This window comes from Burkholderia catarinensis (genome assembly GCF_001883705.2).
Lineage (GTDB): Bacteria > Pseudomonadota > Gammaproteobacteria > Burkholderiales > Burkholderiaceae > Burkholderia > Burkholderia catarinensis.
In genome coordinates, this window is sequence record NZ_MDEQ02000015.1 from 1 (window position 1) to 19,342 (window position 19,342).

14 protein-coding genes, 2 rRNA genes and 2 pseudogenes are annotated in these 19,342 nt (G+C 59.5%); 8 read left to right on the plus strand and 10 right to left on the minus strand.

The genetic code is table 11. The features are described 5' to 3' along the window. Positions 1 to 152: ribosomal RNA gene (locus BFF94_RS23490) — 23S ribosomal RNA — on the plus strand; the annotation flags it as partial. Between the two features lie 152 nt (positions 153 to 304). Then, positions 305 to 417 (plus strand): 5S ribosomal RNA (gene rrf / locus BFF94_RS23495). Between the two features lie 242 nt (positions 418 to 659). On the opposite strand, the gene BFF94_RS23500 is transcribed toward rrf, so the two are convergent. Then, positions 660 to 992: a hypothetical protein gene (locus BFF94_RS23500; protein ID WP_128841797.1), complete on the minus strand. Its 333-nt coding sequence runs from the start codon at positions 990 to 992 to the stop codon at positions 660 to 662. A 324-nt stretch (positions 993 to 1,316) separates the two neighbouring features. On the opposite strand from BFF94_RS23500, the gene BFF94_RS38475 reads away from it, so the two are divergent. Continuing rightward, positions 1,317 to 1,883 carry a PAAR domain-containing protein gene (locus tag BFF94_RS38475; protein ID WP_128841798.1) on the plus strand — a complete coding sequence of 189 codons (567 nt, stop codon included), beginning with the start codon at positions 1,317 to 1,319 and terminating at the stop codon, positions 1,881 to 1,883. Here BFF94_RS38475 and istA read toward each other — a convergent pair. The 3 genes and pseudogenes from istA to BFF94_RS23520 form a co-directional block, all read right to left on the minus strand. Continuing rightward, positions 1,869 to 2,789: pseudogene (istA, locus tag BFF94_RS23510) on the minus strand (IS21 family transposase); the annotation flags it as partial. The gene BFF94_RS38475 and the pseudogene istA overlap by 15 nt on opposite strands. Before the next feature lie 186 nt (positions 2,790 to 2,975). Beyond that, entirely contained in the window at positions 2,976 to 5,591 is a 2,616-nt protein-coding gene (locus tag BFF94_RS23515; RefSeq protein WP_128841799.1) for a DEAD/DEAH box helicase, read from the minus strand. 3 nt (positions 5,592 to 5,594) lie between these two features. Further along, positions 5,595 to 7,697, minus strand: a complete 2,103-nt coding sequence (locus BFF94_RS23520; RefSeq protein ID WP_128841800.1) for a site-specific DNA-methyltransferase — start codon at positions 7,695 to 7,697, stop codon at positions 5,595 to 5,597. A 323-nt stretch (positions 7,698 to 8,020) separates the two neighbouring features. On the opposite strand from BFF94_RS23520, the pseudogene BFF94_RS23525 reads away from it, so the two are divergent. Then, positions 8,021 to 8,167: pseudogene (locus tag BFF94_RS23525) on the plus strand (IS256 family transposase); the annotation flags it as partial. A gap of 158 nt (positions 8,168 to 8,325) precedes the next feature. Here BFF94_RS23525 and BFF94_RS23530 read toward each other — a convergent pair. From BFF94_RS23530 to BFF94_RS23540, 3 genes are all read right to left on the minus strand, one after another. After that, on the minus strand, positions 8,326 to 8,694 hold the full coding sequence (locus BFF94_RS23530) for a hypothetical protein (RefSeq protein ID WP_128841801.1): 369 nt from the start codon (positions 8,692 to 8,694) through the stop codon (positions 8,326 to 8,328). Between the two features lie 75 nt (positions 8,695 to 8,769). After that, on the minus strand, positions 8,770 to 9,114 hold the full coding sequence (locus BFF94_RS23535; RefSeq protein ID WP_143269605.1) for a hypothetical protein: 345 nt from the start codon (positions 9,112 to 9,114) through the stop codon (positions 8,770 to 8,772). A gap of 132 nt (positions 9,115 to 9,246) precedes the next feature. Further along, positions 9,247 to 10,536: a hypothetical protein gene (locus BFF94_RS23540; protein ID WP_128841803.1), complete on the minus strand. Its 1,290-nt coding sequence runs from the start codon at positions 10,534 to 10,536 to the stop codon at positions 9,247 to 9,249. A 302-nt stretch (positions 10,537 to 10,838) separates the two neighbouring features. Here BFF94_RS23540 and BFF94_RS23545 point away from each other — a divergent pair. Beyond that, a protein-coding gene (locus tag BFF94_RS23545; protein ID WP_372454280.1) for an IS3 family transposase occupies positions 10,839 to 11,968 on the plus strand; the annotation gives its coding sequence in 2 pieces (ribosomal slippage) (positions 10,839 to 11,082 and positions 11,082 to 11,968; 1,131 coding nt in all). A 485-nt stretch (positions 11,969 to 12,453) separates the two neighbouring features. Here BFF94_RS23545 and gyrB read toward each other — a convergent pair. The 3 genes from gyrB to dnaA all read right to left on the minus strand — a co-directional run bounded on the left by gyrB (position 12,454) and on the right by dnaA (position 17,964). Continuing rightward, a complete protein-coding gene (gyrB, locus tag BFF94_RS23550; RefSeq protein WP_128841805.1) occupies positions 12,454 to 14,928 on the minus strand; it encodes a DNA topoisomerase (ATP-hydrolyzing) subunit B in 2,475 nt (824 codons plus the stop codon). A gap of 191 nt (positions 14,929 to 15,119) precedes the next feature. Then, positions 15,120 to 16,226, minus strand: a complete 1,107-nt coding sequence (dnaN, locus tag BFF94_RS23555) for a DNA polymerase III subunit beta (protein WP_006750113.1) — start codon at positions 16,224 to 16,226, stop codon at positions 15,120 to 15,122. Between the two features lie 169 nt (positions 16,227 to 16,395). Then, positions 16,396 to 17,964 (minus strand): chromosomal replication initiator protein DnaA, encoded by a 1,569-nt coding sequence (gene dnaA, locus BFF94_RS23560; RefSeq protein ID WP_219139913.1) that lies wholly within the window; start codon positions 17,962 to 17,964, stop codon positions 16,396 to 16,398. Positions 17,965 to 18,385: 421 nt separating this feature from the next. Between dnaA and rpmH the strand changes: the two genes are divergently transcribed. The 3 genes from rpmH to yidD all read left to right on the plus strand — a co-directional run bounded on the left by rpmH (position 18,386) and on the right by yidD (position 19,339). Beyond that, positions 18,386 to 18,520, plus strand: coding sequence for a 50S ribosomal protein L34 (gene rpmH / locus BFF94_RS23565; RefSeq protein WP_004198824.1), 135 nt, complete (start codon positions 18,386 to 18,388; stop codon positions 18,518 to 18,520). 15 nt (positions 18,521 to 18,535) lie between these two features. Continuing rightward, a complete protein-coding gene (gene rnpA / locus BFF94_RS23570) occupies positions 18,536 to 18,997 on the plus strand; it encodes a ribonuclease P protein component (protein ID WP_128841304.1) in 462 nt (153 codons plus the stop codon). A 75-nt stretch (positions 18,998 to 19,072) separates the two neighbouring features. Next, the gene (gene yidD, locus BFF94_RS23575) at positions 19,073 to 19,339 is read left to right on the plus strand and encodes a membrane protein insertion efficiency factor YidD (protein ID WP_009694594.1); all 267 of its coding nucleotides are present in this window, start codon (positions 19,073 to 19,075) and stop codon (positions 19,337 to 19,339) included. Positions 19,340 to 19,342: the final 3 nt, after the last annotated feature.

A 19,342-nucleotide genomic window follows, 5' to 3' on the forward strand; every position in this document is an offset into this window, starting at 1 on the left:
ATCTAAGCGGGAAACTCGCCTTAAGATGAGATATCCCTGGGGACTAGATCCCCTTGAAGGGTCGTTCGAGACCAGGACGTTGATAGGTCAGGTGTGTAAGCGCAGTAATGCGTTCAGCTAACTGATACTAATTGCCCGTAAGGCTTGATCCTATAACAAGTCTGCCTTGTCGATCGGCGCCGTGCGAAAGCACTGGCCGCGATCCAGGCGACAGGTTGGATTCTCGTGTGTGATACACACAACTCAAAATTACTGCTTCTTCCAAGATTGGTTGTGCTGCGAAGCAGCGCAACACCCCTCTTTGCCTGATGACCATAGCGAGTCGGTCCCACCCCTTCCCATCCCGAACAGGACCGTGAAACGACTCTACGCCGATGATAGTGCGGATTCCCGTGTGAAAGTAGGTAATCGTCAGGCTCCCTAAGCCAGAAACCCCCGCCCGAAAGGCGGGGGTTTTTGCATTTCAGCGACCGAAATGCGTGTGGAGTACTCGGCATGGATGCTTGTCGTGCTGCATGCGCTGATGATTGCGATGCCGTCGAATGCCGAGAGGGCGGAACGCAACTTTTCGTCTGTTGTGACGATTGTTGAAGTTACTTGTAGCGCCGCCGCGGACCATTTGCATCAAGGCGCGTGCCGAAGTGCTTCACGCCGAGCCATCACCAGGCAACAGAGCGGCGCAAAGGGGCCAGCGCTGCGTATTCCTGATCCTCGTCCTCTTTTTGCGCAGCTGCACCATAGGGCTGCTCTCGCCAGTTCAGCGCGCTGTAGTCGGGCGTGATGATGACCCTTCGGGAATCAAAGTTGAACCGAAGATAGACGCGATCACCCGGCTTGAATCCGAACATCTCAAAATGCGCGTCGATGGCGAGCATCCATGGCATGTACGGTTGGCCATCCTGAGGAAGGTCAGGCTTGTTGCCGAGGGTCAGCTCAACCTCGGGATACTGTTTGAGCTTCTTGGGACGTGACTTACTATAGGCGTTAGCCATCTTCCGACTCCGGTAACGAGTTGGTTGTGGTCAGCGGGTCGTATGGGTGGCAGCCCATGCGGCCCGCGCTCTTACTGCTTTGCTCGCTTCAGCCGCTCTTCCGATTCGCGCTGTGGAGCAGATCGCTTCTCCTTATCGGTGAAGCAATAAGAAGTTTAGTTCGGATTGCATCTCATAAATCAGTGTTGCAATCGAACTAGCCGAGCGGCAGATGCTCGGAATGACACGCTTCGACTCGCGAGAAGAGTTTCGTACGTGTCCAATAGTTTGCTGATGATGGCCATGATATGACTTCGCAGACCTAATAAAATAAGGCGAAGAAAAATGAGACGGTTCTATCTCAAGAAAGGAGACCGTTCGTCGAACGGCGGCGTTGTTCTGGAAGGTATGGATTTCTTCGTACACCATGGCACCCCGGTGACATTTCTAGGCGCGGAGGTTTACTGCTCTGCGTGCGATTCGAAAGGTGTCATCGTCGCTCACGGACCACGACGGCCCGACTCGATCATGGGGAAGCATGCTGCGCTTGATGGTGATCGATGTGCTTGCCGCTGCCATCCCAGCCCGGTCATGCACGCTTCTCAAGATACGGCATCTGTGGAATTCACTGCAGGCGAACTTGCCGAGATGGGCTTCGGCCCCGCAGGAAATCCACTACCCCAACGTCGTCGCGAATCGCACGACGAGCAAGTGCGAGTCGTAGATCGTGCTGGAAAGCCAATATCCGGTGTGCCGTATCACATTCGTTCTGCGTCCGGTGCCACGTGCAAGGGGCTGACCGATAGCCAGGGGTACTGTCGTCGCGTCTATACCGATAATCCTCAACAACTCGACATCGCGGTGGGCATTCAGGCGCTGGAAAGGTGGGAGCGATGCCGGCGCCGACGTTGACGTCGGTAATGGCAGCAGTGCTACCTGCTCGACAGCCAGCCTCGCTGCCGGACGCTCACGCGTGGTGGCATGCACGCGAACGTTGGCGACTTCGGCCAGCCACCGACCGATACGCGCGTTGGCGGCCTCGACATCCAGCTTCAGCCCTGACTGCTTGAGCGTGGCTGCGAGCGGCACCACGAAACTCTCCTTCAGATAGCGGTTGAAGCGTTCGACCTTGCCCTTGGTCTTGGCCCGATAGGGTTGGCATACCTTCGGCGTGAAGCCGTAGGTCTCGGCCAGTGCGAGCAGTTGCGTGTTCCATCGATGCTGGCCTTCGCCGAATGCGTCGCGCTCGACAACCACCGACTTCGCGTTATCGAACAGCACCTGCTCGGGCGTGCCGCCGAAGTAGACGAATGCGTCGCGTAGGCACTAGCACAACGTCGTGGCGTCTTCGCCGGCGGTGAAGCGCACGAAGCTCGCACGGCTGTAACCGAGCGTCGCCACCAGCGCCAATAGCGGCGCGCGACCACGACGGATGACGGTGAAATCGGCTTGCATCTGTTTGCCCGGCGCCGTCTCGAACCGCACCACCGGTTCGGGTTCGGCACGCTTGTACGGCAGGAGAAACGCCTTGAGCTGGCTGATGCCGCCGTCATAGCCGGCGTCTTGCAGTTCCCGAAGCAGCACCGTCGCGGGAATCCAGTGCGGCCGCGCAGCGGCGACACGCTCGAGCAGGTAGTCCTTGAACGGGGCGAGCTTCGTCGGACGTGGCTCCCGTTGCTTGTAACGCCCCGCCTGCTCGTCGCGCAGATAGCGGCGCACCGTGTTGCGCGACAAGCCCGTTTGCCGCGCTATCTCCCGTACCGCCGTCCCCCGTCTTGCCAATACCTTGATTTCCACTGCTTGCTCCTGAGTCAGCATCGGCGGCAAAAAGCCGCCATCCTCTCCCAGGTGGGTCAGGTTTACTTCGGCGGGTGGGTCAGTTTTACATCGGCGCTAACAGCTCACCGCAAATTCCCGGTCGAACGTCGCAATGCGAGTCAAACGGTCACGGTAGGTCACCTGTTCTCCGCTGAAGCCTTTCTTACTTGTACTTTTCCCATGGCGTCAAAGATAGTCGCTCGCCAGGCTGCCGGCGAAAAGGCTTTGCGCCGTGACATCCCCGCTTTGTAACGTGTTGATCGCCGCGCGCACGTCCTCGCGAGTCAAATCGAGAGCCCGCAATTTGCCGCTCACTTCCGCAACGGATTCGATACGGCGATATACCTTTGAATGGGTCTGCGCATATTGCGCAAGCCCACGCAATTTCGGGATCGCATCGCTGAACTGCGTGCCGTGCGGATCGACGAGATCCGCGACCACAGTTCCGTCGTCGAGCGTAGCAAAGAATATGAAGTCCGGGCGGACCATCCGGTATTGCCCGTCCGCCAGATATGCCACGCCCAAAGACGATTGACCCGGCTGCTGCGGGTTGCGATACCAGAAGCTGAAGCCCTTGCGGCCGGATTCAGTTTCGAGCACCTTTATTTCCCATGCGTTCAGTTCGGCCGGATACCCGCCGTCCTTAACGCAGAGCAAATGGTTCTTCCAGATCGGCAGGTCTAACACCGTGCCGCCGTCACGGGCCTTCGTCGGCTCAAACCGCGCCTCCGGCTTGATCAATTCTACGTCCTGCGGATCCGCGCTCATCTCGACGATCTGACGGTACGATTCCTTGCGGTCGTCGTTCAACGCCTTGATCCGCGCTCCGTATTGCGTCATCCACGCCTTTACCAGACGGTCAGCCTCGCCGTCAAAGTAAGCCTGGACTTCGGTCACAAGGCCCAGGCCGGCCACAGTGACGCGCGCTTCAACGATGGCCTCCAGGAACTCCTCGGGATCGTGGTCCGGATTGGCCATTTTGTAGGCCAGATGATCAACATAGGTACGTGCAATGTCGGGCGTGAAGACGTGCGTGGCACGTCGATAGACATCGGCGATGGCCGCTGCATCGGCGTCCTCTTCCCACAACTGGTTGAAGCTCTTGGCCTTGCCTTGCAGATCGGCGCGGACGGTTCGCCCGTCCACCGTCAACACGGCCTCGCGCCGGGCCGCGATCGTCTCCCGGTTCTCCCGTTGGAACTGGTCTAGTGCTTCGTGCAATGCTGCATGAGCCAACTTGCCCGCGTTCGGCAGAATCCCGTCCGATGCCAGCTCATGCGCCAGCGCAGTCAGGCGCTTGGCTAGCTTCGCGCCACGTTGCGGACGGGTCTGCGACGGCAGGGCCTCGAACGCTTGCCATACCGATTCTGGCGCGTCGGGATTGGGCTTGACCTCAACGTAATCGATCAGGATGCGACCCGGCGTCGCTGCCTGCGTATCATCGCCGCTGATCAACGCATCGACTACACTCATTGCCGTCTTTCGGTCGAACTTCGGCAGCAAACAGTCGACCGTGTTCAATAGTTCGTTGCCGGGGATGCGACGCGCAAGGGGCGAACGCACCATGCGACCGAGCAACTGCGTAATGTGTGTGCGGTCGCTGGCCGCGCGGAACGACACCATTACCTCGGCGCGCGGGCAATCCCAACCGGTGCTAATCGCGTCCTTTGCGACCAGCACGCGGACCCAGTTCGACTCCTGAACGCGCTGCGGCTCGATGTAGGGTACGTCACGGTTGCCGAAGCGCTGAGTGGTGTGCTCCCCGAATACGTGCGCTACGCTACCGGGCGGCAGTTCCGGATAACGCGCATAGATGGTGTCCAGTGCGCGTCCGATCTCGTTCGGATCCGGCGTGTTTGGCACCTGCAATACCATCAGCGGGAGAACGGCGTGTGATTCTTCCTGCTGCTTGGCGTACTCGCCCCACGCTTGCGTGGAATCCTTCAGCTTGTCGGTCGCACGACGGACCAATACCGTATCGAACTCGCCAGCCTCTTCCGGAATGTCGAGCAATATCGTGTCTTTGATCAGACCGGATTCCTGTACCTTCGTCGGGTCCACCGTCACGTTATCCAACTTCATGCGCTTCGCGGCGCCTTCCATCGCCTGGTTGAATCGATCGACCGTAGCGGAGATGCCAAGGACGACCGGAATGCCCGGCACCCCACCTGTGCCGTTGATCAAACGAAGGACGATGGTGCTTTTGGCATTTTGGCTGGCGGTAGTGGAATTGCCCATGCCACGATGCGCTTCGTCGAGCACCAGGTACAGGGTCAAGTCTGGGTCCTCGATGGTGTTCTGGATGGTGTCCCAGATCGTATAGGCCCGCAGGTCCGGACGGGTCTCGGGCAGCAGGTCGCCCGCTTTGGCTTCGAGTTCTTCCTGATCGAACCCTCGAACCAACAAACTGTTTTTGCCCAACTTCTGTGTATTGAGGAAGTAGATCTTCCCCGCTTCGAACTTGGCCCGATTGAACGTGTTCTCCACGACAACCATGTCGGTGTGGTTAATACGGTCGCTGGCTTCCATCAGTCGGAAGCGGGTCTGTTCGTTTAGGGAGGGATCATCGCTGAACCAGATGACGACGGCACCCGCGTCAGCCTCGAAGCCGAATTCGTCGTCCCCGTGGAACAGCGCCTCGAACGCCGCAGCGGCCATGACGGTCTTACCTGCACCCGTGACGGCCGTGAGGGAGAAGGCGGTCTTGTCCCTCTCACCGCGCCAATACCTGCGTGCCTTGCCCAGATTGGTCAAAGCGTCGCGCACGGCATCGCGCTGGTAATCCTTGAGAGTGAACTTCATCCGTCAGTCTCCGTGGGTAAAGCTAAAGTTGGTCAAATAGGATTCGTACAGGCGCACGGGCTCCGCACCGTCCGGCAGACGGCGTGCGATCGCTTGATAGCGCCGATCGTCGTCGGTGACGATGTAAACGGTGTTGATTCCGGTTGCTGCATTCACTGCCTTGACGAAGGGTGTTGCCGCGTCAACGTCGGTCAATAAACCATAGGCATCCGCGACGGCCCAGCCATCGGACGGCAACTTGTCGATCCGCCGCCCACGAGCTCCCGCCCGCAACCAAAGCAATGGAGCAATGCGATGAAAAGCCAAGTTGTGGCTAACCGAGATCGGGGTCTCGTAGGTCAGCGTGAAGAACTCTGCATTCTCCTCGAAGCCTTCGGACATGGGGAATTCGTCGGTGAACTTGTAGTCGCCCTTGATCGCTTGACCATCCGGAGTCTTCCCCGTAATGGCGACTTCGACGCGAGGCTTAGTGATGAAGTCGCAGATTCCGTGCTGCTCCCAATCTGCGTCACCTGGCCGCAATCCTTGCTCGCGTAGTCTCTTCTGTTCATCTGCCGCAACTTCATTGTTCGTCACAGAGATTGACTGGCGGCTTCCGCCATCTTGGCGGTTCAAGCGCATGACGGCATGCGCTGCCGTCCCGGACCCTGAGAAGAAGTCGAGTACAACGGCCCTAGCGTTTTCGCCGATAGCAAGGCGCAGACAATCTTCGACTGCATATAACGACTTCGCGAACGGAAACTTTCTCCCGGGCAACAACGCTGCTAGTAAGCCCGTACCATTTGGTTGTGCGTTGTGAGACTCTTTATCCCATTGTGTCGTTGGCAATGCCGCCTTACCTGTCTCGAATTCGACGATAACTGACCCGTCCGGGTCGCGGCCGGTCACTTTCAAATGACCTTCGGCGACCTCCGATACTTGCCCACTCGTTAAATAGTAAATTGTGGGAGACTTTCCACGTTTGCCTGGAATGACCTTTACGAAACCTTCCGCTAAGCGTTTCTTTAGCGTGGCCGGCGTAAGCCCCCAAATCATCTCTGTACCATCCGGTTTCAAAGGCCAAACGGTAGTGCAGCCGGCTTTCTCGTCTACAGTTGACCGATCAACACCAGCCGCGAGCGATGTCCCGATTGACTCAATGCGGCCCGAATGGTTGCCGACGAAAATAGGGTAGAACTGGTCAGGCCTAGGCTGGGGACCATTTCTTCTCGAAGAGTCTTCAAACCGCCGCAGGCTCGCCCATCGAACTTTCTCACCCGAACTGTCGCGTTCTGCCGCCAGTTTGGCAGATCCAAATTTTACGAAATAGATGAATTCATTAGTTCGAGTCAGCTCATTCGCTCGGACTACGCCCTTGCGGTTAATGACTGACGACACCATCTGGATATTTGCTTCAGGGAACGTTTGCTCTAAAAGGAGCCCTAACCGCAAATATTCCTTCTCGTCGATCGTGACTATGAGCACCGATCCTTGAGGATTTAACAAATCCCTCGCAATCGCAAGGCGGCGCTCCATAAATGCAAGCCACTTGCTATGTCTATATAGGTCATCGTTCCCGACGTAGTCGTTGTTATATTTCCAGTCTTTCGCGCCCGAGTTGTACGGCGGATCAATATAAATAGCGTCGATCCTACCGCGATGCGTGTAGGTCAACGCATTGAGGACGTGATAATTCTCGCCGTTGATGACGGTATGGAAAGGTTTGTCGCCCCCGCGCTGTACTTTACCGGTGCTGACAAGGCCCGGGTGGATCGTGTCACTGAACTCCGCCACCACCACTAGATCATCCAGCGCAACCATCTGCCTCTCGATGCTTTCCACACCCAGCAGGATCAATTCGGCTTGTTTCGTCGCCTTGTAGACTGCTTTCACCTGCCACAAGCGCTGATCGCCCTTCTTGACGGTGCCACGTGGCGGCAAAACGCGGACCTTGTCTCCCTTACGGACGAGACGCTCGGGTAACTCAACGGCTTCAGGGCGGTGGCGCTCAAAGTTCAGGCCGAAGGGAAGGCGCGAGGATAGAACCTTGAACTCCCGATCAAGATCTGCCCCTAATTGTGGATCTTTGGCTTTGGTTTGGGCAATCAGGTCGGTCAGACGGGACACGGGCTACTCCTTTAACGTAGCCCGCAATGATGCCAGAGGCCGGAGCGATAGGGCGAAGTTGCTGTTCGTCAGGCATGTTTCGTGCTCGCGACGTTGGACACGCCGAAAGCCAAGGCTTCATCCATGTCCTGCTTTCGTATCTTGGTTGAGTATTGCGGGAAAGACGATCAGCTGTGTCGCTGGGTGTGGTGAGTTTGGAAGCTCATGCTGAGGGGGGCCGTTCATTGCCATCGTGGCGTAGGGATGGTTGTTGTTCTATGTTGACCGGCCGGTCGAATGTCGGCCGAGTTCTGTCAGATGGCCGACGCGCGCTTCGGCCAATGCCGACGTTCGAGGAGGCGATCAAGCTGCTCTGGCTGGCGCTGCGCAATGTGCTGGCCAAGACCGTGCGGTCCGCCTTCGACTGGAAATCAGCGATGAACCAGTTTGCTATCCTGTTCGGAGAGCGATTTATGCAGGCGCGCGGATAACGTGCTGTTCAACCGCCTCGCCCACAAAATGTCGGATAGGCCCGGTGCGTTGGACTGCAAAAACGAGCATTACGAAACGCGCCATCGAGTTGACGCAGTATCTAAGCAGAGAGTTTCAAGCAGTAAGCGGCAATACCGCTGAACGCTGCGCCCGCACCTCACGCAGACCATCCAAAGAGATGCTCTTGATCAAAATATGCGTCTCCGTTCGACGCGTTGCCAGTGTATTTGACCCGGATCGTCCCCTTGCCCTCGGATGAGAACCGTAGCTCCCCTGCCGTGAAATCATGACCGAGTTGATGCTGATTAACGCCATCGGTAACGAATGAATCGAGATGCCATGCCTGCCACTGGCACTTCGCGCGCTTCGAGGCGAATCTCACTGCGACACCCGCCGTAAGGTAGAGCCTTGTGGCGACGTTCATGTAGGGAATCTCATGCAGGTCATCGTAGTGCAAGTCACTCACGTCGCCGAGTGCCCGCCGGAAGTGATCGAGTGTAAATACATCGTTTGTTGCGTATGTCATAGGTATCCCCTGTGGGCAGTACCGGCCCATTTTTTGCGCGCATCAACGATGCAATTGGCGACCGAACGTCGTTATTTATAGGCTTGCGTGGACATATACGCGCTCGCGCTCCAGCTCAGTCATTTGTTTGCGCTGCTCGTCCGCCAGATCGAGCGTCTCAGCATCGTCGGCGATACGGCGAAACTCCATCTTGCGGTGCGTCTTGAAGATGTCAAAAAAGCCGTCGCCCGGCAGGCCATCCTTCGCCCTCGCCATCACCGCGGAATAGATGACCTCATTCCATGGTCCAAGTTCTGAGCACGCCTTCTCCAGCGTGTCGTACACATCGGAAGGCGGCGTTTCAGGTGGAAACGCACTGAACAATTGCTTGAAGGTGACCGTTCCGCGCTTCCTGGCCGCGCTGCCAATCATCGTGCGCACAGCACTAACATATCGATTAAGAACCATAGTGGACCTTTGCAATATCAGAGGTAAGCATTGCGCCTGTAATCAACATACGCTGTGATCCGCCCCATACTTTGACGGATCACCGTCGTGCTGGCAAATGTTCTCTCACATTCGTAAAGGCCGCAGTTCTGATGACATCGCCTGGACGCAACCGGAACCTGCGAGCATCGTCGGGTCAGGGGTCTTGTTTTTCTGCGCCAACTTTATCGCATCGGCGGATACGAGGGATGGGTCGAAGGGCTGCCGGCAAAGGAGACGAATACCTCCGAAGCCATACCTAACGTATCCGGTGGCAATATTTGTTTGTTCACCTTTATGAATTGGTACACCGGCAGCGTCAAGTGCCGCAGTGAGACTGGGCTGCAAGATCTGAAAACTTTGCTGTTCGTTGCTGTAGATGCCGGCTAGTCGCATGACCGTAGAAGAAACGGGTACAAAAAGCGCTGCGCCGGACACTACGATGTACGAAAGCAGAAAGGCCCCAAGTGAAGCCAGCTTAAGGGGTTGGTAAAAGCCCGGCCTCCAGGTACGAGCGTTAAGATACATGATTGCAGGCAGCAGGCTAACGGCCGTTGTGCCAATGAATACGGCGAACACGAGCAGCTTCTCGAGCCAACCGCCGTCTGCATATCGCTCCGCGATGTGCAGAGTAATCAGGAGAGGAATCGATGTCGCTGTCAGTGCCAAAATGGCAGCTAGAGCCAAGCCACCAGCGTGGATTGCATGGATAGGAAATTTTGCACCACTCTTTTGAGAAACATCTAATGATCTGCCGTTATAGATTCCAAAAGCAAATGCTGCAAGAAAGGCCATCACGAACATGATCCAGACCTGACTCGTGTCCAGCTCAACCACCAAGACAAATCCAGCGAGCCATCCAATAGTTGCACATAGAAACAACCGTGGAACCGCTTTCGGAAGAGTACGTTCCTGGCGGTAGTTCCACATGGTGCTAATCAGAAGCAGCGAGGGCGCGATGAACTGCAATAGGACAGCGACCGCGATAAGCATTGCCGCAATAAAAAGAAAGATCAAACCGCTGCCTGACATTGCCGAATCCTGGAACAAGCTTGTCCAATGTATTGACCGCAGATAACTCCAAACGAATAGAGCCGCTGGAAGGAAGGAAACAGGAGCTACTTTCCATGCGACGTCGAGTGTATCTTTGACCATCGCGATGGTTTCTTTGTACATGTCTTTTCGGCTCACCGCAGGCTGCTCTGAAACTGAGTCGCCCGACGTACTCTTGCGGATTTCGTGAACTGCGTGGTCGTTCGAGGACGGTGCTGCATCAAACTTACCTGATGAAGAAACTGAATGCAGCGTGCCATTTGGAAGTAAATTTTCTCCGGCAGAACGGGCGTCGCTCGCCGGTTTTCGACGGTCATCCTTCATCTTAGTTCTCCATTCTTTATCTTCGTTGTGTACAGCGCCCATCCGAGCACTGCGCAAGAAACACAGCAGTACGCCAACTGCTTTGTAGCCGCTAGCTGGTTGAGATAGTCGGCAGACTAATGGCGTCGCTCAGACCTAGTTGTGACGAGACGCGATTCGCGAATTCGGAGCAAACTCGATCGCCACGGATATGCGCATGATGATGCGGGCTTGTCTATGCGGATCATCAATCGTGTCTGACCTTTCCCCTCTGAAGTATCCCACTGTAAAGTTAGTGGCAAGGCCGCAGGAGAAACCTTGTCATGAAGAAGTCGCGGTTCAGCGAAGAGCAGATTATCGGGGTGCTGAGGGAAGCCGATGCCGGCATGAAGGTCGCAGACTTGTGCCGCAAGCACGGCATATCGGATGCGACGTTTTATAACTGGCGTAGCCGCTACGGCGGCATGGATGTGTCGGAAGCGCGACGATTGCGGCAACTGGAGGAGGAAAACCAGCGGCTCAAGCGGCTGGTGGCAGACCAGGCGCTGGACATCCAGGTTCTGAAGGACGTGCTCGGAAAAAAGTGAGTTCGCCCGCGCAGCGCCGGGAAGTCGTGCAGCAGGTAATTGGACAGCACGACTATTCGGAGCGTCGAGCGTGCGCGCTCATTGGCCTGAATCGCCGGACATTCCGGCGATCGGTGCCGTCTGACGTCGACCACGAAGTGCGGCAACGGCTACGCGAACTGGCGCAGCAGCGGCCACGGTTTGGTTCGCCCCGCCTGCACGTGTTGCTACGCCGAGAAGGTCTGGTCCAGAACCACAAGCGCACTGAGCGGCTATATCGCGAAGAAGGCCTGTCGCTTCGCCTGAAACGGCGAAAGAAGCGTCCAAGTCATTTGCGCGCGGTAATGCCGACACCCACCGGCGCCGACGAAAGCTGGGCGATGGACTTTGTTGCTGACGCGTTGGTGCATGGCCGACGCATTCGAATGCTGACCATCATCGACACGTGGAACCGGGAGTGTCCGCACATCGAGGTCAACTTCTCGCTGACGGGTGTTCGCGTGGCGCGCGTTCTCGAGCAGTTGCGGCAACGGGGACGGCCCCCCAACCTGATTCAGGTGGATAACGGCCCGGAGTTCGTCAGCAAGGCGCTCGACGCCTGGGCGCACGAGCACAGCGTAAAACCGCAGTTCATTCGGCCCGGCAAACCGGTGGAGAACGCTTACATCGAGAGCTTCAACGGCCGACTGCGTGAAGAATGCTTGAATCAGCATGCGTTCGCCAGTCTCGACGATGCACGCGGGCGAATCGAAGCGTGGCGCACGGACTACAACTCGGTGCGTCCGCATAGTGCCTTGGGGCAACTGGCGCCGGACCAATTCCGGCAATTGCATCAACCGAAAACCGGCGAGCCCACTAACTTACGAGTGGTGTACTCGAAGGGGTAAGGTCAACGTCCTACAGCAGCTACTCCTTTGAGGCGTTGCGACAGGCAGGATTGGGACTACGGTCGATCGCATCCGTCCAAAGCGGACGTTCGAGGTTCGTGGGAACACTCATAGATTGAACGACCGCTTAGGCCGAACTGCTGTCCCCGCGAAGCCGGCTTGGATGACCGGACCACTCTGAAGCAGCCGCCTGTTGGTGACGCGCCGAAGGACGGCTCTGGGTCGTCAACCGGCTGTCGCATTCTTGGAAACGGTCATTCATCAGCGCGCGTACTAGAACCGACCACGCCGCGGGATGCTCTTCCTGATGACAAGCTCATGTCTGTCTGCGACGAGCGGACTGTGCCCCACAGGGGCACAGTCTGACGTAGGTCGGGGTGTTCCCTCGAACTCGGAGTGTTCCAGGCAGTCCAGTCAACTCCGTGCTCTCCAGTCCAGCTAACCATGCACTAATCCAGCCAATTTCGTTTCCCTGCACAAATAAGTTAAACGTCAATATTCCCCGCCCGCAACGCATTCGACTCAATAAACGCCCGCCGCGGCTCGACGTCATCCCCCATGAGGGTAGTAAAGATCCCATCCGCAGCAATCGCGTCCTCGATCTGCACACGCAGCAGTCTCCGCACCGCCGGATCCATCGTCGTTTCCCACAGCTGCCCGGGGTTCATCTCCCCCAGCCCCTTATACCGCTGCTTCGACACGTTCCGCTCGGCATCCGCAAGCAGCCACTTCATCGCGCTCTTGAAGTCGTTCACAGCCATACTGCGCTCCCCGCGCTTGATGACCGCACCTTCCCCAATAAGCCCCTTGAACGTATTCGCGGTGGTCACGAGCTGCTGATAATCCGCCGTGTGCTGGAACTCCTGGTCGATGACCGAAACCCGCACGTTCCCGTGATGCGTCCGCTCGACATGCAGCGACCGTTGCTCGCGAACCGGGTCATACGAAGGCACCACACGCACGCCGTTCTTGAGCGCGTCATCATGCAGCGCGGCGTGCAGCGCCTTCGCCGAAGCCTCCGTCGAAGCCTCATTGGAGAGGTCGATCGCCACCCCGTCCATGACCGCTTCAAGCGCGGCCGGGTCATACAACCGGCTCAACCGCTCGATCACGCTCTTCGACAGCAGGTACGACCGCGCCAGCTCCCCGAGCGCATCGCCGGAAATCGCTGCCGCATTCTCGCCAGGCACCAGCTCCGACCCTTGCAGCGCCAACCGCAGCATGTGCGCGTTGAGCTCCACGTCGTCCTTCAGATACCGCTCGTCCTTGCCTGCCTTGATCTTGTAAAGCGGCGGCTGCGCGATATACACATACCCGCGCTCGATCATGTCCGGCATTTGGCGATAGAGGAACGTGAGCAGCAGCGTCCGGATGTGCGCACCGTCGACGTCCGCGTCGGTCATGATGATGATGCGGTGATAGCGCAGCTTGTCGAGGTTGTAGTCTTCCTTGCCGATCCCGCAGCCCAGCGCGGTCACGAGCGTGACGATCTGCTCCGACGACAGCAGCTTGTCGTAGCGCGCCTTCTCGACGTTCAGCACCTTGCCGCGCAGCGGCAGGATTGCCTGGAACTTGCGGTCACGCCCTTGCTTGGCCGAGCCGCCTGCCGAGTCGCCCTCGACGATGTAGATTTCGCACTTCGCCGGGTCTTTCTCCTGGCAGTCCGCGAGCTTGCCCGGCAGGCCGACGCCGTCGAGCACGCCCTTGCGGCGGGTCATCTCGCGCGCCTTGCGCGCGGCATCGCGCGCACGCGCGGCTTCGACGATCTTCCCGCAGATGATCTTCGCGTCGATCGGCGTTTCGAGCAGGAACTCTTCCAGCGCTTTCGCGACGACTTCTTCAACCGGCGCCCGCACTTCGGACGACACCAGCTTGTCCTTCGTCTGCGAGCTGAACTTCGGCTCCGGCACCTTCACGGAAAGCACGCACGACAGCCCTTCGCGCATGTCGTCGCCGGTCGTCTCGACCTTCGCCTTCTTCGCGATTTCGTTATCGGTGATGTACTTGTTCATGACGCGCGTCATCGCGGCGCGCAGGCCGGTCAGGTGCGTGCCGCCGTCGCGCTGCGGAATGTTGTTCGTGAAGCACAGCACGTTCTCGTTGTAGCTGTCGTTCCACTGCATCGCGACTTCGACGCCCACGCCTTCCTTCTCGCCGATGGCGTGGAAAATGGTCGGGTGCAGGTTGGTCTTCGTCTTGTTGATGTACTCGACGAAGCCCTTCACGCCGCCGGCGAACGCGAAATCGTCTTCCTTGCCCGAACGCAGGTCGGTCAGGCGAATCCGCACGCCGTTGTTCAGGAACGAAAGCTCGCGCATCCGCTTCGCGAGGATGTCGTAGTGATACTCGACCGTGCCGAAAATGGTCGGATCGGCCATGAAGTGCACTTCGGTGCCGCGGTTCTCGGTGTCACCCGTCACCAGCATCGGCGACACTTCCACGCCGTCCACCATCTCGAGCACGCGATCCTGCGCGACGCCGCGATGGAACTCCATGAAACGCTTCTTGCCGTTGCGGCGCACGGTGAGGCGCAGCCAGCTCGACAGTGCGTTCACGCACGACACGCCCACGCCGTGCAGGCCGCCGGACACCTTGTAGCTGTTCTGGTCGAACTTGCCGCCGGCGTGCAGCTCGGTCATCACGATCTCGGCGGCGCTGCGCTTCGGCTCGTGCTTGTCGTTCATCTTCACGTCGGTCGGAATCCCGCGGCCGTTGTCGGTCACGGAAATCGAGTTGTCGGCGTGAATCGTCACGTGGATGTCGTTGCAGTAGCCGGCCAGCGCTTCGTCGATCGAGTTGTCGAGCACCTCGAACACGAGGTGATGCAGACCGGTACCGTCCGACGTGTCGCCGATGTACATCCCGGGGCGCTTGCGCACCGCTTCCAGACCTTCGAGGATCTGGATCGACGAAGCGCCGTAGCTGCTGTTATCGGGTTGCGGATTGTGCTGTTCACTCATGGATATCTTCCGGTTCTGCGAGGCCACTCTAGTGGCGGCGCGGTACGTTTCAGCGAGAAATCGCCGGGCCGCTCCAGTTTCCTGGCTCGTCCCGGGTGCCGGTCAGGCACCCGAAGGACGGGTTGTCGGTTCGCCATAAAAACGCCAAAGGGGCTTGCCGCCCCCTGGTGTGTGTCGTGATGTCGCGCGCGTCAGATGCGCATCGGCATCACGACATACTTGAACTCTTCGTTCTCGGGCACCGTGATCAGCGCGCTCGAGCTGGCGTCGCCGAGGCTCACCTGCACGGTGTCGACCTTCAGGTTCGCGAGCACGTCGAGCAGGTACGTGACGTTGAAGCCGATGTCGACGGTATCGCCCTGATACGCGATTTCCAGTTCTTCCTGCGCCTCTTCCTGGTCGGCGTTGGTCGACATGATCTTCAGCTGGCCCGGGGCGATGATGCAGCGCACGCCCTTGAACTTGTCGGAGGTCAGGATGGCCGCGCGCTGCAGCGAACGCTGCAGTTCTTCACGGCCGATCTCGAACGTGTTCTTGTGCGCCTTCGGGATCACGCGCTGGAAGTCGGGGAACTTGCCCTCGACGAGTTTCGACACGAGCTCGACCTGGCCGAACGTGAACTTGGCCTGGGTCTGCGCGATGTCGATGGTGACGGTGTCGTCGATGTCCTCGAGCAGGCGCTGCAGCTCGAGAATGGTCTTGCGCGGGACGATCACTTCCTGGCGGCCGAACGTGCCGCCTTCGAGCTTCATCGACGAGAACGCGAGGCGGTGGCCGTCGGTGGCCACGGCCATCAGCTGGTCGCCGTCGACGACGAGCAGCATGCCGTTCAGGTAGTAGCGGATGTCCTGCTGCGCCATCGCGAAGTGCACCATGCCGAGCAGCTGGCGGAACGACTTCTGCGGGACGGTGAGGGTCGCGCCGAAATCCTTCGCCTGCGCGACGGTCGGGAACTCGTCGGCCGCGAGCGTCTGCAATGCGAAGCGGCTCTTGCCCGATTGAACGGTGAGGCGCTTGTCGGCGAGCGACAGCGTGACCTGGCCGTCAGGCATCGCGCGCAGGATGTCGAGCAGCTTGCGGGCCGCGACGGTGGTCGCCACCTGGTCGCCGCCGACGCCGAAATCGGCGCGCGTGGTGATCTGCAGCTCCAGGTCGGTCGACAGGAACGAAACGTCCGGGCCGTTCTTGGTGATCAGCAGGTTGGCAAGGATCGGCAACGTATGGCGGCGTTCGACGATGCCGCTGACCGTTTGCAGCGGCCTGAGGAGGGTGTCTCGTTCGGTCTTGACCAGTTGCATAGAGTTCCTTCGTTGAGTAACGGCCTGCAGCGCAGCAGCCTCGCAGCGCCCCGCCGGCCGGGCTCTTGGCCCGCCGCCGCCGGAGCGGTCAAACCAGTATTGTGCCTCAAAACCGAATCGCCCCCCTTAAATTGGGGCGGAGGCCGAATTATCAAGTGCGCCCGCGTGCTCAGCCCTTCAGCGTCTGTTCCAGCACGTGCAGCTCATGGTTGAGCTGCGCGTCCTTGCTGCGCTCGTCGGCGATCTTGCGCACCGCGTGCAGCACGGTGGTGTGATCGCGCCCGCCGAACAGCTCGCCGATTTCCGGCAGGCTCTTCTGCGTGAGTTCCTTCGCGAGATACATCGCGATCTGCCGCGGCCGCGCGATGTTCGCCGGACGCTTCTTCGAATACATGTCGGCGACCTTGATGTTGTAGAAGTCGGCGACGGTCTTCTGGATGTTCTCGACCGAAATCTGCCGGTTCTGCACGGTCAGCAGGTCTTTCAGCGCTTCCTTGGTCAACTCGATCGAAATTTCACGGCCGTGGAACTTCGAATACGCGAGGATCTTGCGCAGCGCGCCTTCGAGTTCGCGCACGTTCGAGCGCAGGTGCTTCGCGACGAAGAACGCGACGTCTTCCGACAGGTTCACGCCTTCCGACTGCGCCTTGCGCATCAGGATCGCGACGCGCATTTCCAGCTCGGGCGGCTCGATCGCGACGGTGAGGCCCGAGTCGAAGCGCGAGATCAGGCGATCGTCGATCCCCGAGATTTCCTTCGGATACGTGTCGCTGGTGATGATCACCTGCGCCTTGTTCGCGACGAGCGCCTCGAACGCGTAGAAGAATTCTTCCTGCGTGCGCGACTTGCCGGAGAAGAACTGGATATCGTCGATCAGCAGCAGGTCGAGCGAGTGGTAGTAGCGCTTGAAGTCGTCGAACGCCTTGCGCTGGTACGCCTTCACCACGTCCGACACGTATTGCTCGGCATGGATGTAGCGGATCCGCGCGCCGGCCTTGTCGAGCAGCAACTGGTTGCCGATCGCGTGGATCAGGTGGGTCTTGCCCAGGCCGACGCCGCCGTACAGGAACAGCGGGTTGTACGAGATGCCGGGGTTGTCCGCGACCTGGATCGCGGCGGCGCGTGCCAACTGGTTCGCCTTGCCGGTCACGAAGTTGTCGAACGTGAGCACCGGGTTGAGCTTCGAGCGCTCGTACATCGAATCGGCTTCGCCGCCGTTGGCTGGCGCGGCGCCGGGCCCCGGGCGCCACGTGCGGCGGCCGGCGGCCGCTTCGTGCGCGGGCAGGCTCGGCAGGTCGATGTCGGCGTCGTCGGCGTTCAGGTGGTGCGCGGCGGCGGCCGACGGCGTCATCGGCACGTTGGCCGGCGCCGCCGATGCATTCGCGGCCAGGTTGGCGGCAATCGCGGCCACCGTGGCGGCCGGGCCGCTCGGCTGCAGCGGCGCGCGCGGGGCGGCCGACGTGCCGCCGGCAGCGGCGCTGCGCATGCCGGCCTTCGGATCGAGGACGAACTGGATTTCGATCGGCGCGTTCCAGAAATCACGGGCCAGATCGGAGATCCGGCCCGAAAACTGGCTCTTGACCCAGTCCAGCTTGAAACGGTTCGGCGCGGCGATGGACAGCGTGTTCGCTGACGCATCGAAGGCCACCGGGGCCAGGGGTTTGATCCACGTCACGTACTGCTGGGGCGTGAGCTCGCGCTCCAGCAGTGCGGAACAGTGTTGCCAGAAATCGTTCATCAAGTAACTGTCGTTTTTTGCATGCACAGCGCGGCTCGCCGCCGCCCTTGTCGCGGTCGCGCAACAAGGCCCGAAGCGGTCGTGCGAGCGTGCCTCGGACGCCTGCGTCACAGTCGTGGAGAGGCAGGCGGGAGCCGGGGCGGCGTGCGGGATTCTTGGAGATAAGGCGAGATTCTAACGCCAAACGCAGCCACAGCGGGACTTATCCACAGGCTGGTTTTGTGGGGCGCGGGGCCGGATCGGCCGGGGCGGGCACAGGTGGTCGACTCCTAAGGTATTGACCGTCAAGAGAAAAACGGTTTAAATAGCGGGTTCCGCGAAAACCAATCCTGTATTCCCGGCGATTGCGTTCGCCCGAATGCCTCCGGTTAAGGGCACGCGGTCCCCTGAATTTCGACATTCTCGAACAAGTGAGAACATCATGAAACGTACTTACCAACCGTCCGTGACGCGCCGCAAGCGCACCCATGGCTTCCGTGTCCGTATGAAGACGGCAGGTGGCCGCAAGGTCATCAACGCTCGCCGCGCGAAGGGCCGCAAGCGCCTCGCCATCTAAGGCAGGTTGCGCGCTGTGTCCGCCGTCCGCAGTCCTGCGGAAGGTACCGTCGAGCCGGGTGCGAATCCGTCGCAGACGAAAGCCGCCTTCCCGAAAGCTGCGCGACTTCTGAAAACGGATGAATTTTCATCCGTTTTTCGTTTGCGCCCCTGGCGGCGCTCCGCGCACTTCGTGATTTACGGCAAGCCGACCGGCCAGGCAGCTCGGCTGGGGCTTGTCGTCGGCAAGAAGTACGCGCCGCGTGCAGTCACGCGTAATCTCGTGAAGCGGCTGGCGCGCGACGCGTTTCGCTTGCGCCGGGCCGAATTCGCCGGTTACGACCTGCTGCTGCGGCAGCACACGCGCTTCGACAAGAAAGCGCTGCCGAGCGCGGCTTCCGCCCCGCTCGCAGCGATGTGCGCGGCCGAGATCCGCGAACTGCTCGACAGGGCAGTCCGGGAAATCTCCCGCCGCGCGTCGAAGCCCGCGTCCGAGTGACGCATCCGTTCGCGGTGCGGCGTTCGCGCCCGCCCGGCCGGTTTTGACGCGGTGCCGAACGGCGCCGCCCAAGGTATGGAAACGGTATTGATCGCCTTGCTGCGCTTCTACAAGGTTGCCGTGAGCCCCCTGCTCGGCAACCGTTGCCGTTTTTATCCTTCCTGTTCGGATTACGCGCGCGAGGCAATCCAGTATCATGGCGCCGCGCGCGGCACGTATCTCGCCGTCAGGCGCGTGTGCCGATGCCATCCGTTTTCCGCGGGCGGCATCGACCTCGTCCCGCCGCCCAATTCCGACACTCGCGCTCGCGGCGAAGCCGACGCGCGGTCCCATCGACTCTGAGAC

Bases quoted from the DNA above. Each gene is read 5' to 3' on its own strand.
- BFF94_RS23540 (WP_128841803.1), bottom strand. From the start codon at position 10,536: ATGAAGGATGACCGTCGAAAACCGGCGAGCGACGCCCGTTCTGCCGGA.
- yidD (WP_009694594.1), top strand. From the start codon at position 19,073: ATGGAAACGGTATTGATCGCCTTGCTGCGCTTCTACAAGGTTGCCGTG.
- rpmH (WP_004198824.1), top strand. From the start codon at position 18,386: ATGAAACGTACTTACCAACCGTCCGTGACGCGCCGCAAGCGCACCCAT.
- dnaA (WP_219139913.1), bottom strand. From the start codon at position 17,964: ATGAACGATTTCTGGCAACACTGTTCCGCACTGCTGGAGCGCGAGCTC.
- dnaN (WP_006750113.1), bottom strand. From the start codon at position 16,226: ATGCAACTGGTCAAGACCGAACGAGACACCCTCCTCAGGCCGCTGCAA.
- BFF94_RS38475 (WP_128841798.1), top strand. From the start codon at position 1,317: ATGAGACGGTTCTATCTCAAGAAAGGAGACCGTTCGTCGAACGGCGGC.
- BFF94_RS23500 (WP_128841797.1), bottom strand. From the start codon at position 992: ATGGCTAACGCCTATAGTAAGTCACGTCCCAAGAAGCTCAAACAGTAT.
- BFF94_RS23530 (WP_128841801.1), bottom strand. From the start codon at position 8,694: ATGACATACGCAACAAACGATGTATTTACACTCGATCACTTCCGGCGG.
- gyrB (WP_128841805.1), bottom strand. From the start codon at position 14,928: ATGAGTGAACAGCACAATCCGCAACCCGATAACAGCAGCTACGGCGCT.
- BFF94_RS23515 (WP_128841799.1), bottom strand. From the start codon at position 5,591: ATGAAGTTCACTCTCAAGGATTACCAGCGCGATGCCGTGCGCGACGCT.